The 14480-nt window shown below is 74.6% G+C and carries 16 protein-coding genes; 5 read left to right on the top strand and 11 right to left on the bottom strand.

The annotated features are described in order from the left end of the window. Positions 1-10 precede the first annotated feature (10 nt). From AB5J87_RS30195 to AB5J87_RS30185, 3 genes are all read right to left on the bottom strand, one after another. A complete protein-coding gene (locus AB5J87_RS30195) occupies positions 11-2461 on the bottom strand; it encodes an FxsB family cyclophane-forming radical SAM/SPASM peptide maturase (protein ID WP_369381153.1) in 2451 nt (816 codons plus the stop codon). Between the two features lie 15 nt (positions 2462-2476). After that, a complete protein-coding gene (locus AB5J87_RS30190) occupies positions 2477-2665 on the bottom strand; it encodes a hypothetical protein (protein WP_369381151.1) in 189 nt (62 codons plus the stop codon). Between the two features lie 195 nt (positions 2666-2860). Further along, on the bottom strand, positions 2861-3433 hold the full coding sequence (locus AB5J87_RS30185) for a helix-turn-helix domain-containing protein (protein WP_369381149.1): 573 nt from the start codon (positions 3431-3433) through the stop codon (positions 2861-2863). A 123-nt stretch (positions 3434-3556) separates the two neighbouring features. Between AB5J87_RS30185 and AB5J87_RS30180 the strand changes: the two genes are divergently transcribed. Continuing rightward, positions 3557-4420, top strand: a complete 864-nt coding sequence (locus tag AB5J87_RS30180) for an EamA family transporter (RefSeq protein WP_369381147.1) — start codon at positions 3557-3559, stop codon at positions 4418-4420. Positions 4421-4436: 16 nt separating this feature from the next. Here AB5J87_RS30180 and AB5J87_RS30175 read toward each other — a convergent pair whose 3' ends face one another. Further along, on the bottom strand, positions 4437-5180 hold the full coding sequence (locus AB5J87_RS30175) for a DapH/DapD/GlmU-related protein (protein WP_369381145.1): 744 nt from the start codon (positions 5178-5180) through the stop codon (positions 4437-4439). A gap of 59 nt (positions 5181-5239) precedes the next feature. Continuing rightward, entirely contained in the window at positions 5240-5770 is a 531-nt protein-coding gene (locus AB5J87_RS30170; protein WP_369381143.1) for a gamma carbonic anhydrase family protein, read from the bottom strand. Positions 5771-5865: 95 nt separating this feature from the next. On the opposite strand from AB5J87_RS30170, the gene AB5J87_RS30165 reads away from it, so the two are divergent. Beyond that, complete coding sequence (locus AB5J87_RS30165; protein WP_369381141.1) at positions 5866-6306, top strand: SRPBCC family protein; 441 nt, start codon at positions 5866-5868, stop codon at positions 6304-6306. A 19-nt stretch (positions 6307-6325) separates the two neighbouring features. Here AB5J87_RS30165 and AB5J87_RS30160 read toward each other — a convergent pair whose 3' ends face one another. Both AB5J87_RS30160 and AB5J87_RS30155 read right to left on the bottom strand, forming a co-directional pair. After that, positions 6326-6976: a DedA family protein gene (locus AB5J87_RS30160; protein WP_369381139.1), complete on the bottom strand. Its 651-nt coding sequence runs from the start codon at positions 6974-6976 to the stop codon at positions 6326-6328. Between the two features lie 99 nt (positions 6977-7075). Continuing rightward, positions 7076-7513, bottom strand: a complete 438-nt coding sequence (locus AB5J87_RS30155; protein ID WP_369383715.1) for a DUF4442 domain-containing protein — start codon at positions 7511-7513, stop codon at positions 7076-7078. A gap of 110 nt (positions 7514-7623) precedes the next feature. On the opposite strand from AB5J87_RS30155, the gene AB5J87_RS30150 reads away from it, so the two are divergent. Further along, positions 7624-8691, top strand: a complete 1068-nt coding sequence (locus AB5J87_RS30150; RefSeq protein WP_369381136.1) for a hypothetical protein — start codon at positions 7624-7626, stop codon at positions 8689-8691. A 92-nt stretch (positions 8692-8783) separates the two neighbouring features. Then, positions 8784-10145, top strand: coding sequence for an MFS transporter (locus tag AB5J87_RS30145; RefSeq protein ID WP_369381135.1), 1362 nt, complete (start codon positions 8784-8786; stop codon positions 10143-10145). On the opposite strand, the gene AB5J87_RS30140 is transcribed toward AB5J87_RS30145, so the two are convergent. The 4 genes from AB5J87_RS30140 to AB5J87_RS30125 form a co-directional block, all read right to left on the bottom strand. Then, positions 10107-10952: a spermidine synthase gene (locus AB5J87_RS30140; protein WP_369381133.1), complete on the bottom strand. Its 846-nt coding sequence runs from the start codon at positions 10950-10952 to the stop codon at positions 10107-10109. The two genes, AB5J87_RS30145 and AB5J87_RS30140, sit on opposite strands and share 39 nt — an antisense overlap. A 130-nt stretch (positions 10953-11082) precedes the next feature. Continuing rightward, positions 11083-11922, bottom strand: a complete 840-nt coding sequence (locus tag AB5J87_RS30135; protein ID WP_369381131.1) for a patatin-like phospholipase family protein — start codon at positions 11920-11922, stop codon at positions 11083-11085. A gap of 76 nt (positions 11923-11998) precedes the next feature. Further along, entirely contained in the window at positions 11999-13168 is a 1170-nt protein-coding gene (gene tuf, locus AB5J87_RS30130; RefSeq protein WP_369381129.1) for an elongation factor Tu, read from the bottom strand. 111 nt (positions 13169-13279) lie between these two features. Then, on the bottom strand, positions 13280-13414 hold the full coding sequence (locus tag AB5J87_RS30125) for a hypothetical protein (RefSeq protein WP_369381128.1): 135 nt from the start codon (positions 13412-13414) through the stop codon (positions 13280-13282). A 195-nt stretch (positions 13415-13609) separates the two neighbouring features. Here AB5J87_RS30125 and AB5J87_RS30120 point away from each other — a divergent pair, with 195 nt between their 5' ends. Then, a complete protein-coding gene (locus AB5J87_RS30120) occupies positions 13610-14371 on the top strand; it encodes a TVP38/TMEM64 family protein (RefSeq protein ID WP_369381126.1) in 762 nt (253 codons plus the stop codon). The last annotated feature ends 109 nt before the right edge of the window (positions 14372-14480 follow it).

Here is a 14480-nt window from a genome sequence, read left to right as displayed (position 1 = left end):
GCGGCGCCGGTCATGCGCGCGGCGCGTTGCGGGCGCGCCAGGCGTCGCGGTGGCTCCGTACGGAACTGCGGGCTCCGGCGAGCGCCTCGGGGGCCACCCGCTCGTCCCGCCAGGCCGCGGCGCTCTCCCCCATCCCGGCGACGAACCGTTTGCCGAGCGCGGAGAGCGAACCGCAGCGGGCCAGCGTGTCGACGGCGTCCGTGGTCTGCTGACGCCGGCGGGCGAACTCCGCCTCGGCCCGGCCGCGTTCGGCGGGTCCGTCGGCCAGGGTGCGCCGCACCCGCCAGAAGTCGGTCACCGCGAGATGGGCGTAGGTGCCCTGGAACAGCCCGCCCAGGGGCCTGGGGTCCTCGCGCCAGGGGGCGTAGTACCGCCCGGTGTCCTCCGGGTCGTACAGATCGCAGCAGTCGAGCACCGCGCCCAGCTTCACGTGCTGGAACTCGTGGACGAGCAGGAGCGCGAGCGGGGCGGGGTCGGCGGGGCGGGCCGCGCCGACGGCGCCGAAGGCGTCCCGGCAGGTGGCGCTGGTGTCGCTGCCGGGGCGCGGGGTCAGCGGGGTGATGGCGCGCAGCCCGGCGGCCATCCCCGGGGCGTAGCGCGGGAGTTGACGACGGATCAGGGACCAGGCGGCGGCGAGGCCGGTCGCCCAGGCGCGGGCGCCGGTGGCGGGCAGCCGGTCCTCGACCGGCCACTGGTAGCGGTCGCGCAGCGGGTCGGTGTCCTCCAGGGCCACGGTCCACCCGTCGGCCTCGAAGAGGCGGACGGGCTCCCAGTGCGGGGTGCGGCCGTCGAGCCCCTCGCTCCAGCCCATCCGCAGCCGCTGTCCGCCGCAGCGGACCGTGAACCCGTAGGACTCGGCGGTCATTTCGGCCTCCTCGGCGCCCCCCGGCAGCAGCGCCCGGCCGATCCCCGGCAGCCGCAGGGTGCCCCGGCGCAGCGGGACGACCACGGTGTCGGCGCGCCGGGCGCGCAGGGCCGCCGCGGCGGCCAGCTCCGCGAGCCCCCCGGCGAGGGTGTCGGGGCCCCGGCCGCCGAGCACGCCGAGCGCCCACGGCCGGAAGTAGGGATGGGTGAGGGCGGTCTCCAGGGCGTGCGGCGCGGCGGCGTCCAGGTCGAGGAGCAGCTCCCAGGCGGCGCCGGCGCGCGGGTCCCCCGGGTCCACCCGGCCGCCGACCGCGGCGAGCAGTTCCCGGTTGAGGTCGAGCTGGGCGAGCGCGAGGCGGTCGACCGCGGCGGCGCCGCCGAATCCGGCTGCCAGCTCTTCGAAGTCGGCCGGTTCCAGTGGCTGTCCGGAGCCGCCGTCGAGTGCGTCGGGGCCGGCCCCGGGGGCCGCCGCCGGTGCGCGGAGTGATTCGTGGCCACGGATGTTCATGATCAGCGCCATCAGGTCGGGACAGTAGACGGACGGGTTGTCGAAGCCGGATCCGGTCCTGTAGCGGTGGGCGTAGAGGCCGCCGCCGCAGTGCTGTACCACCGGACAGGCGGTGCAGCGCGCGCAGAGCGCCTCGATCCCCTTCTGGCGGGCCAGCACCCCGGGGTGGCCGAGCACGTCGTCGAGACCGTGGTCGAAGACGTTGAGCCCGGTGGCGGGGGCGCCGTCGTACGCCGTCTTGAGGCTGTCGGCCTGCTCGAAGGTGCCGTCGGTCTCGACGACCACCAGGTCGGCGGGGGCGAGCCCCAGGGACTCGGTGACGCTGCTCGCACCGCGCAGGGTGCGGTGCACGGACTCGAAGAGGCGTACGGGGAAGGCGCGGCCCCCGGCCTCCCAGCGCCGGTAGACCGTGTCGAGCCAGTCCGCGTACGGGGTGGGCGAGCCGGGCGGGCGCGGCGGCGGGGTGTCCCAGGTGGCGTGCGGCAGCAGGAAGTCCACGCGCGGCGGGCGCAGGGCGGCCAGCGCGTCGTGGACGGCGACCGGGTCGTTGTCGATGTCGATGGTGCAGAGCAGCCCGGCGAACAGCTCCCGGTAGCGGGGGCGGGTGAGCAGGGCCACGGCGGCGAGGACCCGGGCATGGCTGCTGCGGCCGTCGGCGTAGCGGCGGTGGCGGTCGTTGGAGGCCCGGTCGCCGTCGAGCGAGACGCCGACGCGGATGCCGAGCTCCCGGAAGAGCTCGCAGAACTCCTCGTCGAGCAGCACCCCGTTGGTGTGGATGCGCAGGTCCAGGGCGCAGACTCCGCGCAGCGCGCGGTACAGCTCCTCGCCCGCGCGGCGCAGCAGGGCGGGCCCGGCGAGCAGCGGTTCGCCGCCGTGCAGGACGACGCGGACGCGGGGCAGCCGGTGGGCCCGCGCGTGCTCGGCGATCCTGGCCGCGGTCGCGGCCAGGATCTCCTGCGACACCGCTCTGGGCCGGCCGCGCCAGCTGGAGTCGGCGTGCTCGTAGACGTAGCAGTGGTCGCACGCCAGGTCGCAGCGGCTGTGCATCTTCAGCACGACCTGGGACAACGCCGGTGGCGGCTGCTCCACGGCGCGACCCGGCCGCTAGAGCGACGACTGGAACGCGGCGACCGGCACCGTCGAGGCGCTCTCGGCGGCCATCAGCCTCCGGACCCCGGCGGGGAGTTCACCGCCGCGGGCCCTGACGGCCTGGGCGTGCAGTGGTGGCCGTTCTCGGCCCTGGCGGTCGGGCGCCGGACAGGGCCGTTCGGCTGCCGTGACGAGATGTTCCATGAAGACCCCCTCGGACGGGCGTGCCGTTGCGTGAGGACACATACCCTCTGCGCACATGCATTCCCCGCTCCCGGCAATATCGCACAAGTCCCGGCGGGTGAGTCCGACTCCCGCGCGGGGATGGCCGGTTCACGCCACCGGGGGCGCCGCCCCACGGGTACCGCCGCCCCCGCGTGTCCCGCGCGGCCCGGTGGTTCAGCGCTCGAAGGGGACCGAGATCGCCATCGTCATCTCCACCGGCTCGGTGCCGTCGTTGCGGTAGGTATGGGCGGCGCCGGCCTCGAAGGAGGCGGAGTGGCCCGCCGGGACGGGATGTTCGGCGCCGTCCACGACCAGGGTGAGGGTGCCCTCGGTGACGTGGATGAGCTCGACGGTGCCGGCGGGGTGCGGGTCGGAGGAGCTGCCGTCGCCGGGCATCAGGTGCCAGTGCCACAGCTCCAGCGGCCCGGGCGCCTCCCGGCCCGCGAGCAGGGTGCTGTAGCTGCCGCTCTCGCTGGACCAGAGCCGGACGGCCTGGTCGGGCGGAACGACGCGGACGCTGGGCCCGCTCTCGTAGTCGAGCAGCGTGGTGATGCTGACGCCGAGGGCGTCGCCGATCTTCACCACGGTCCCGACGCTGGGGTTGGTCCGGGCCTGCTCGATCTGGATGAGCATGCCGCGGCTGACGCCCGCGCGGGCCGCGAGCGCGTCCAGGGTGAAGCCGCGCTCGGTGCGCCAGCGCTTGACGTTGCGGGCCAGGGACTGGGTCAGCAGATCGAGGTCCGACACGTTCCGTCCTGATCGGGGTGCGGGCAAGAAGAGTAGGTCAATATTTTTGATGACAAGTTCAGTATATTGCACTACGGTCCGGTGCACGGAACCGTTCACCGCACTGTACTGCGAGGCACCACCATGACAGCACTGTTCGCCCTGGCCACCAGCCTCCTGTGGGGGCTGGCCGACTTCGGCGGCGGGCTGCTCACCCGGCGTACGCCCGCGCTGACCGTGGTCGTCGTCTCGCAGACCCTCGCGGTCCTCGTCCTCGGCGCGGTCGTGCTGGCCACCGGCGGATGGAGCGAGGCCGGCCCGCAGCTCTGGTTCGCGGTCGCCGCGGGCGCCGTCGGTCCGGTCGCGATGCTCAGCTTCTACAAGGCGCTCGCCCTCGGCCCGATGGGTGTGGTCTCCCCGCTCGGCTCGCTCGGCGTGGCCGTGCCGGTCGGCGTCGGCCTGGTCCTCGGCGAGCGGCCCGGCGTCCTGCAGTTCGCCGGGATCGCCGTCGCGGTGGCGGGGATCCTGATGGCGGGCGGCCCGGAGTTCCGGGGCGCGCCGGTCCAGCGGCAGGCGATCGCGCTGACCCTGCTGGCCGCGTTCGGGTTCGGCGCGGTGATGGCGCTGATCGCTGAGGCGTCGACCACGGTCACCGGTCTGTTCCTGGCGCTCTTCGTGCAGCGCGTCACCAATGTCGCCGTCGGCGGGACCGCGCTGTACGTCTCGGTCCGGCGCGGCGCGGACGCGCTGCCGCAGGGCGGACGCGGTGTCGTGGTGGCCGCCCTGCCCGCGCTCGCCTTCGTGGGCCTGGCCGACGTGGCGGCCAACGGCACCTACGCGATCGCCGCCCAGCGGGGCCCGGTCACCGTGGCGGCGGTGCTCGCCTCGCTCTACCCGGTGGTGACCGCGCTGGCGGCCCGGGGCGTCCTGAAGGAACGGCTGCGCGGGGTGCAGGCGGCGGGCGCGGGCATCGCCCTGGTCGGCACGCTGCTGCTGGCGACGGGCTGACCCGGCCGCCGCGGCCCTACACCTCGTCCGGGGCCAACTCCGCGACCGCGAGCAGCTGTTCCGGAGTGACGCCCTCCGGGATCGGCACCGGCGCCGGGGTGCGCAGCGGCGGCTGCCAGCCGTTCTCCCGGTCCCAGGTGCGCACCACCCGCGCGGGCGCCCCCGCGACCACGGCGTGGTCGGGCACCTCGCCCCGGACGACCGCGCCCGCCGCGACCACCACGTTGCGGCCGAGCCGGGCGCCGGGCAGCACGACCGCGCCGGTGCCGAGCCAGCAGCCCGGACCGATCTCCACCGGCTCCATCCGCGGCCACTGGGTGCCGACCGGCTGGTGCGGGTCGTCGTAGCTGTGGTTGGTCGAGGTGATGTAGACGTACGGGCCGCAGTACGTGTTGGAGCCGATGGTCACCGTGGTGTCGGCGATGACGTGGCTGCCGCGGCCCAGCACCACGCCGTCGCCCAGCGTCAGTATCGGCTCGGAGCCGAGGTCGAGGCCCGGCATCAGCCCGGCCGTCAGCGTGACCTGCTCGGCGATGATGCAGTGCTCGCCCAGTTCGATCCAGGGCTCGCCGAAGACCGTGCCCTGCGGGAAGGCCAGCCGGGTGCCGGAGCCGATGCGGCGGAACCGCAGCCGTCCGGGATGCGCGGCGGTGACCGCCCCCGTCTCCTTGACCCACTCCCAGCCGCGCTGGACCGCCGCCGCGGCGATCCCGCGCCGCCAGGCGGTCAGCGAGGAGAACGTGTTTCTGTTCTTCGGCACCCGCACACGGTACTCACCGGCGAGTGCGCCGGTCAGCGCGCGGCCCTGTGATCTTCCGCTCAGCCCCGGTGCGCCGCGCGGTGGTCCTCGGCCAGCCCCAGGTACATCAGCGCGTTGACCTTGATGCCCTCGCGCTCCTCCGCGGTCAGCTCCCGGCGCACCTTGGCGGGCACGCCCGCGACCAGCGAGCCGGGCGGCACGACCATCCCCTGCGGCACCAGGGCCTGCGCGGCGATCAGCGAACCGGCCCCGATCACCGCCCCGTTGAGCACGGTCGCGCCCATGCCGATCAGGACGTCGTCCTCCACGGTGCAGCCGTGCAGCACCGCGTTGTGGCCGACCGTGACGCGCTCGCCGACCGTGACGGGGAAGCCGGGGTCCACGTGGACCGTGCAGTTGTCCTGGACGTTGCTGTCGGCGCCGAGCACGATCGGGCCGCAGTCGGCCCGCAGCACCGCGTGGTACCAGACGCTCGCCCCGGCGCCCAGCGTCACCTCGCCGATCACCACGGAGGTGGGTGCGGTGAACGCCGTGGGGTCGATCCGCGGCTCCTTGCCGCCCACACCCGTCACCAACGCCTGCTCTGCCATGCGCCACTCCTTCGTACGGAAATCCGTCGCACCCAGGGGCACGGTAGGCGACGCGGCGGGGGCCGGTGCGCGCGGGGCGCCCGTACGATCGCCGGATGGCACTCTTCCGGATCGAGCGGCACATCGCGTCGGGGCCCGACGAGGTCTGGCGGCGGGTCACCGACTGGCCGCGGCACTCGGGGAGCGTTCCGCTGACCCGGATCACCGTGACCACCCCGGCGCCCACCGGCCCCGGCACGGTGTTCGTGGCGCGCACCGGGCTCGGGCGGCTGGCGTTCGAGGATCCGATGGAGGTCGTGGCCTGGCGCCCGCCCGCGCCCGGACGCCCCGGCCACTGCCGGCTGGAGAAGCGCGGGCGGCTGGTGACCGGCTGGGCCGAGATCGAGGTGCGCCCCGGGCCCGAGGGGGCCGGGGCGCTGCTGGTGTGGCGCGAGGACCTGCGGGTGCGGGGGCTGCCGCGCGCGCTGGACCGGCTCACCGCGCGGGCGGGCCGGCTGGTGTTCGGCCGCGCGCTCACGTTCCTGCTGCGGCCGTGAGCGGCGGCGGACGCGCGGGTCAGTCGGCGGCCGGGACGTTCTCCGCCGCGGCCGTCTCGACCTCGGCCGACGCCTTCTTGGCGCGGTTCTTGACCACCAGCATGGAGACGACGCCGAAGACCGCGGCGAGGCCGAGGCCGACGTAGGAGAAGTTCTTGAGGTACGACTCGGCGACCGTGCCGATGTAGTAGATCGCGGCCGTGGTGCCGCCCGCCCAGACGATGCCGCCGAGCACGTTGGCGATGAGGAACTTCCAGTACGGCATGTGCAGCACGCCCGCCAGCGGTCCGGCGAAGATGCGCAGCAGCGCGATGAAGCGGCCGACGAAGACCGCCCACATGCCCCACTTCTGGAAGGACTTCTCGGCCATGGCGACATGGCCCTCGCTGAAGTGCCGCGGGAACTTGGCGCCCAGCCAGGCGAGCAGCGGTCTGCCGCCCTTGCGGCCGATGGCGTACCCGATGGAGTCGCCGACGACCGCGCCGACCACGGCGGCGGCGCCCAGGATCACCGGGTTGATGTGGCCCTGCTGGGACGCCAGCAGGGCGGAGCTGACGAGGACGATCTCGCCCGGCAGCGGAATGCCGAGGCTCTCCAGGCCGATGACCAGCCCCACCAGGAGGTAGACACTGACGGCGGGGATGTTCTCCAGCCACTCCTGGATGTGCAACGCCCGAATCCTCCCGATCGCGACGGGCCTGCGCCCGGCGTGCACCCCCCTTGGCGCACGCCGGGAAGCCTACCTGCTCGCGACCCCGGACCTCGGGTGTCAGCTGTTCGGACGCAGCGTCCAGACCACGGTCATCTCACCGGTGACGGCGCCGTCCTCGCGGGTGATGGCGATGCTCACCGGGAACTCCGGGCGCTCGCCCGCGTCCAGTTCGGCCACCACGTCGGCGATCGGGCGGCCCAGCGTCGCGGTGGCGGTGACCACGCCCATGGCCAGCTTCTTGTAGCCGATCTCCGCCTTGACGGCGAGCGGCACGGCACGGCCCATCTGGTCGCCGAAGGCGGCGATCACGATCGCGCCGCTGGCGGACTCGGCCAGCGTGAACATGGCGCCCGCGTGCGGTCCGCCCACGTGGTTGTGGTACTCGGCCTGGTCGGGCAGCCGGACCACGGCCTTCTCGGGGGTGGTCTCCAGGAACTCCAGCTTGAGGGTCCTGGCCATCGGAACGGTCGCGGCGAGCATCTCGCCCACGGACATCTGATCAGCGCTCATGGCCCCGGATGTTACCCGTGAGTAGTAGACCTTGACCATCCCCTCACAGGGGCGGACGTTGGAGGAGTCACCCGTCCCCTCTATGGTTACTCGCCATGTGGCAAGGACAGCAGCCGCCCGGGGGCGAGCAGAATCCGCAGGACCCGGGGCAGAACCCGTACCAGCAGCCGGGATATCAGCAGCCGAATCCGTACGCTCAGCCGACGCAGCCGGGCCAGCCCGCGCCCGGCGGCTACCAGCAGCCGGGATACGGCTACCCGCAGCAGCCCAACCCGTACCAGCAGCCCACGGTGCCGCAGTACCCGGTGGCCGCCCCGCCCGGACCGCCCGTGCCGCCGCAGAACGACGGCGGCAAGAAGAAGACGACCCTGATCGCCATCGTCGCCGCCACCGCGGTCGTCGTGGCCGCGGTCGTCACGGGCGTCGTGGTGATGAAGGACGACGGCAAGGACTCCAAGGACACCAAGGCGGACGGCAAGGCGTCCGGCAGCCCCGTGGCCCCGCAGCAGTCCACCGCTCCCAGCGCGCCCGCCAACCCGCGCGGCGGCTCCACCGAGGAGCAGAAGCCGACCATCGAGGGCTGGAAGGTCATCACCAACCCCAAGTGGGGCACCGCCTTCGACGTCCCCTCGGACTGGGAGTTCAAGGGCCCCACCTGGGCGGGCGGCTTCGAGGACCACAACGACCCGACCGGCAAGCCGCTGATCATGCAGTCGGCCCCGGCGTACTACAAGCCCAAGTGGTGCACGACCGACTCCAACCACGACGGCAACACCGAGGACACCGAGCTCGCGGGCACCGGCACCAAGGGCGCCGACGGCGCGAAGAACACCGACGAGGTCGCCGGGAACCAGGTGCCGTGGTGGGTGTACGGCGCGTACACCCAGCCGGACAAGAAGATCATCAAGACCGTCAAGCCGGTCCCGTACACCACCAAGTCGGGCATCACCGGCAGCGTCGCCCGCGCCTCGGCGACCGGGGTGAAGAAGACCAGCAAGTGCTCCACCGACGGCCAGGCGATCACCTTCGGCTTCAAGAACGCCAAGGGCGACTTCGTGGCCTGGAGCCTCTACTCGGCGACCGGCGTCAACGGCGCGGTCAGCGAGGAGACCATCCAGAAGATCCTCAGCACCGTCCGGCTCGCCGGACAGCCCACCGGCTGACACCCGGAGTCCGTACGCGGTGACACCCCCGGCACCGCGCACGGACACCCGCCGGTTTGGCACATCGGGACGGCGGCGGCGATAGTCCACAGGTGACATCTGCCGCCGCCGTCTCCCGTTTCCGCCGCCCCGACTGGGCGGGCCGCAACTACACCCTGCTGACCGCCGCCGCGATCGTGACCAACCTCGGCAGCCAAGGAGCCCTGATCGCCTCGGCGTTCGCGGTGCTCCAGGCGGGCGGCGACGGCGGCGACGTGGGCCTGGTCGCGGCGGCCCGCACCGTGCCGCTCGTCCTGTTCCTGCTCGTCGGCGGCGCGCTCGCGGACCGCATACCCCGGCACCGGGTGATGGTCGCCGCCAACGGCCTCAACTTCCTCTCCCAGGGCGCCTTCGCCCTGCTGGTCCTGGCCGGCACCCCGCACCTGTGGCAGATGATCGCGCTCAGCGCGCTCGGCGGCGTGGGGCAGGCGTTCTTCAGCCCCGCCTCCGAGGGCATGCTGCTCTCCAGCGTGGAGGGCGAACAGGCGGGCCGCGCCTTCGCGCTGTACCGGATGGCGATGCAGGGCGCCGGGATCGGCGGTGCCGCGCTGGGCGGCGCGCTGATCGCGGCCGTGGGGCCCGGCTGGGTGCTCGCCGTGGACGCCGTCGCCTTCGCGGGCGCGGGCGCGCTGCGGGCCTTCATCGACGTCGCCCACGTCCCCGCCCGGGAGCCCGGCGGCGGCATCCTGGCCGATCTGCGCGACGGCTGGCGGGAGTTCATCGGCCGCCCCTGGCTGTGGGCGATCGTGGCGCAGTTCTCCGTGGTCAACGCCGTGGTGGTGGCCGCCGACGCGGTGTACGGGCCGCTGGTCGCCCGGGACCACCTCGGCGGGCCGGGGCCGTGGGGCCTGGCGCTCGCCGCGTTCGGCGCGGGCACCGTCGGCGGCGCGCTGGTGATGATGCGCTGGAAGCCGCGCCGGCTGCTGTTCGTCGGCACCCTCTGCGTCTTCCCGCTCGCCCTGCCCTCCGCCGCGCTCGCGGTGCCGACGCCGATCGGGGTGCTGGTCGCGGTGATGTTCCTGACCGGTGTGTCCATCGAGGTGTTCGGCGTCTCCTGGATGACCGCGATGCACCAGGAGATACCCGAGGAGAAGCTCTCCCGGGTCTCCGCCTACGACTGGCTGGGCTCGCTCGCCATGGTGCCACTCGCCACCGCCCTCGCGGGCCCGGCCGAGTCCTCCTTCGGGCGCACCCCGGCGCTGTGGGGCTGCGCGGTGGTGATCGTGGTCCTGACGGCGGCGGTGCTCCTGGTGCCGGACGTGCGCGACCTCACCCGCCGCACCGCCGAGGTCAACGGGGCGCTCGGCACCCCGGCCACCACCGGCCCGGCCGCCCTCGCGCCGGGCACCCCGGGCGGGATCGCCCCCGACGCCCCGTCAGCCGATGCCGAACGCCCCGTCGGGGGGCTCGGGTGACGGCCGGGCGGCGGCGTCCGGGACGGGCTCCGCGCCCGCGGTGAAGCGGCGCAGCGCGTCCCCGTGCTCGACCCGGGCCGGGAAGGCGTCGCCCGCCGTCAGCCGGGCCAGCTCGGCGACCGGCAGCGGGGCGTGCGAGGCGAGCAGCACCGCGTTGCCGAACCGCCGCCCGCGCAGCACCGACGGCTCGGCGATCAGCGCGACCTGCGGGAACACCGCGCGGAAGTTGGCCAGTTGCGCGCGCAGGAAGTCGAAGGGCGCGCCGTCGGCCAGATTGGCGGTGTAGAGCCCGCCGGGCCGCAGCACCCGTTCGGCCACGCGCGCGTAGTCGACCGAGGTGAAGTGCGCGGGCACCCGGGAGCCGCCGAAGACATCGGCGACGAGCAGGTCCGCCGAATCGGCCGGGGCGTCCTCGGCCCAGGCCCGGGCGTCCGCCGCGTGCACCCGGATCCCGCTCCGCGCGGGCAGCGGCAGGTGCTCGGCGACCAGGGCGAGCAGCGCCGCGTCGGCGTCCACCACGTCCTGGCGCGAGCCGGGCCGGGTCGCCGCCGTGTAGCGCGGCAGGGTGAGCGCGCCGCCGCCGAGGTGCAGCACGTCGAGCGGGGCGCCGGGCTCGCCCGCGCAGTCCACGACGTGGGCGAGCCTGCGGACGTACTCGAACTCCAGGTACGTCGGGTCGTCCAGGTCCACGTACGACTGGGGCGCCCCGTCGACCGTGAGCAGCCAGGCCCGCTCGCGGTCCACGTCGGGCATCAGCTTGGCGGTGCCCCCGTCCACTGTCCGGCTGACCGGTATCGGCTCGTTCACCGTCCCATTGTGCGCGACGCGGGGTGCGGGGAGCGGGTTTGACCGAGGGCGGCCGTCGGGCCGGACGCGCGCCGCCCGGGCCGTTCGTCAGGTACCCGCCGCCGCCCGGACCGGCCCGCGGCGAGGGGCCCTACGCCCAGAGCTCCTTGACCGCCGCCGCGTGGGCCGCCGCCTGGGCACGGCCCGCCCGGGCCGCCGGGGCCCTGCGGGCGGGCTCCAGGGAGTTGCGGCCGAAGGCGCGCCGGGCGGCCGGGTCGGGTGTGATCAGTTCGACGCGCGCCCCGGCCGCGGTCAGCTTGGCCACCTGGGTGCGGGGCGAGTCGAGGGGCCCGCCGCCGAACGACAGCGGGGCGAGGACCAGCACCCGGTCGTACCCGGCGGCCAGCTGGGCGTTGGCCGGGGAGTGCACTCCCCCGTCGATCCACTGGACGCCCTCGGCGGTGACGGCGGGCCACACCCCCGGCACCGCGCAGCTGGCGGCGACGGCGTCCACCAGACCGACGCCGCCGTCCCGGTCGAAGATCCGCAGTTCGCCGCTGTCCGCCGCGACCGCCGTGATCCGCAGCCGCCGCGCGGGCCACTCGTGCGACACGAGCCGTCCGGCGATCACCTCGCGCCGGGCCGCCCCCTCCGCCGTCCCGGCGGCCGCCGCCACCCGGCCGAGCTTGCGGCCGTACTCCTCGGGCGTACGGGAGGTCAGCGCCGCGCGGGCGAACCGCAGCACCGTCGCCGGGCCGAGCCGGGCCGGGATCTCGCCGTCGGCGCGGGCCAGCTGACGCTCGTACAGCTCGGGCAGGCCGATGGCGCCCGAGGTGATCTGCGCGCCGACCACCGAACCGGCCGAGCTGCCGACGACCAGTTCGGCGCCGGTCACGTCGACGCCCGCCTCCGCCAGGCCGTACAGCATGCCGATCTCCCAGCCCACGCCGGTGATCCCGCCCGCCCCCAGCACCAGTGCCGTGTCTCCCATGCCCGCAGTGTGACGGAACGGCCGCGGCCCGTCCGCGCCGGGGGTGCCGGCGCGGACGGGCCGCGGGAGCGGTGGGTCAGAGCAGTCCGGTGACCGTGCCCGCGCCGACCGTGCGCCCGCCCTCGCGGATGGCGAAGCCGAGGCCGACCTCCAGCGGCAGGTCGCGGCCGAGCTCCACGGTCATGGTGACCGTCTCGCCCGGACGGGCCACCGCCGCCCCGCCGAGGTCGACGTCGCCGACCACGTCCGCGGTGCGGAGGTAGAACTGCGGCCGGTAGCCGGTGGCGACCGGGGTGGTCCGGCCGCCCTCGCGCGCCGACAGGACGTACACCCGGGCGGTGAACCGGCGGCTCGGCGCGACGCTGCCGGGCGCCGCGACCACATGGCCGCGCCGCACCGCGTCCCGGGGCACGCCCCGCAGCAGCAGCGCCACGTTGTCCCCGGCCTCGGCGGACTCCATCGGCTTGCCGAAGGTCTCCAGACCGGTGACGACCGTCTCCACGTCCGCGCCGGGCACCACGACCCGGTCGCCGACGCGGACCGTGCCGCGCTCCACGGCGCCGGTGACGACCGTGCCGCGGCCGGTGATGGTCAGCACGTTCTCCACGGGCAGCAGGAACGGCGCGTCGGTGTAGCGCACCGGCATCGGCACATAGGTGTCGACCGCGTCGAGCAGCGCCTCGATCGCCGCCGTCCAGCGCGGGTCGCCCTCCAGCGCCCGGAGCCCGGAGACCCGGACGACCGGGACCGAGTCGCCGCCGTAACCGTGCGCCGAGAGCAGGTCGCGGACCTCCAGCTCGACCAGGTCGGTGAGCTCCTCGTCGCCCGCGTCGGCCTTGTTGAGCGCGACCACGATGTGGTCGACGCCCACCTGGCGGGCGAGCAGCACGTGCTCGGCGGTCTGCGGCATGATCCCGTCGAGCGCGGACACGACGAGGATCGCGCCGTCCAGCTGGGCCGCGCCGGTGACCATGTTCTTGACGTAGTCGGCGTGGCCGGGCATGTCGACATGGGCGTAGTGGCGGGTGTCGGTCTCGTACTCGACGTGGGTGATGTTGATGGTGATGCCCCGCGCGGCCTCCTCCGGCGCCCGGTCGATCCGGTCGAACGGAACGTAGGCGGAGGTGCCGCGGTCGGCGAGGACCTTGGTGATGGCGGCGGTCAGTGTGGTCTTGCCGTGGTCGACATGGCCCATGGTGCCGATGTTGAGGTGGGGCTTGGTGCGTACGTATGCCGTCTTGGGCATGGCCGGGTTCCTCTTGTGTCCCTGGACGAGCCGGTGGCTCGTGACTGCGACGGGACCCCTGGGCCGGACCGACCCTCCCCCTGCGGGGTCCGCCGGTCTCTCCGGGAAGGGTCAGCTTCGCGCGCCGCCGAGGGGCGCCGCGACGATGGCGATCGCCGCGAGTGCGGCATCCTTGAATGCGGCGGCGGCAGCCTTCGGCGCGTCCGCGACTGCGGACGGCGCTGCGGGGAAGGCGTGCCGGAACATGGGGCCGATCATGCCCCCGGGGAGCGGTGGCGTCGAATGGTTTTCCGGCGGGCGGGAGTTGGCCGCGGGCGCCGGGCCGCCGGTCGCCCGCACCGGGCCGTCGCCGGACGCCCGCACCGGGCGTTCGCCGGTCGTACGGCCGAGGTGCGACGGCCGTTACGGCGATCACATGCCCGGGTCGGTTACTCTCCCCGGATGCTCGACGACCCCGTCGCCCGCCCGTCCGCCGGGCTCGCCGTGCGCTGCACCAGGGCCCTGCTCTCGCCCTGGTCGCGGCTGACGCTGCTGGTCCTGGTGCTGGCCGCGGCGGCCACGACCGTACTGCTCCTCGAACCCCAGCGCCTGCTGGCCGACGGCTGGCCGCCACAGGTCGGCGGCGGCGCGGCGGTGGTGCTGTTCGGGGTGGCGTACGGGCTGTGCACCGCGGCGTTCGTGCCGCGGCCCCTGCTGAACCTTGCGGCGGGCGCGGTCTTCGGCTCGCAGGCCGGGCTCGCCTCGGCCCTCGCCGGGACGGTGCTGGGCGCCGGGATCTCCTTCGGCCTGGGCCGGGTGCTCGGCCAGGACGCGCTGCGGCCACTGCTGCGCGGCCGCTGGCTGCGGGCGGCCGACGGCCAGCTCAGCCGGCACGGGTTCCGGTCGATGCTGGCGATCCGGCTCTTCCCCGGGGTGCCGTTCGCGGCGGCCAACTACTGCGCGGCGGTCTCCCGGATGGGCTGGCTGCCGTTCCTGGTCGCGACCGGGCTCGGCTCGGTCCCGAACACGGCCGCGTACGTGGTCGCGGGCAGCCGTGCCGCCTCCCCCACCTCGCCGGTGTTCCTGGTGTCGATGGGCTTCATCGCGGTGACAGGGCTGGGCGCCGCGGTGGTCGCCTGGCGCAAGCGCCACCGGCTCGCCGCCCGCGCGCGCACCGACGGGGCGGCGCCGGAACCCGCGGGCCCGCCCGACAGGACCGCATAACTCCCGCTTCATCTACGGCCTGTACGCTGCCCCCCGACCGACCGTGATCAGACCATCGCACCGGCGGTCCGTTCGTCGTGCCCGCAACCGTCTTCAGCTCCCGGGATGG

Origin of the sequence: Streptomyces sp. cg36 (assembly GCF_041080675.1) — a bacterium.
GTDB lineage: Bacteria > Actinomycetota > Actinomycetes > Streptomycetales > Streptomycetaceae > Streptomyces.
Note: the sequence above shows the minus strand (reverse complement) of the source record. Positions and strands in the feature narration are given on the sequence as shown.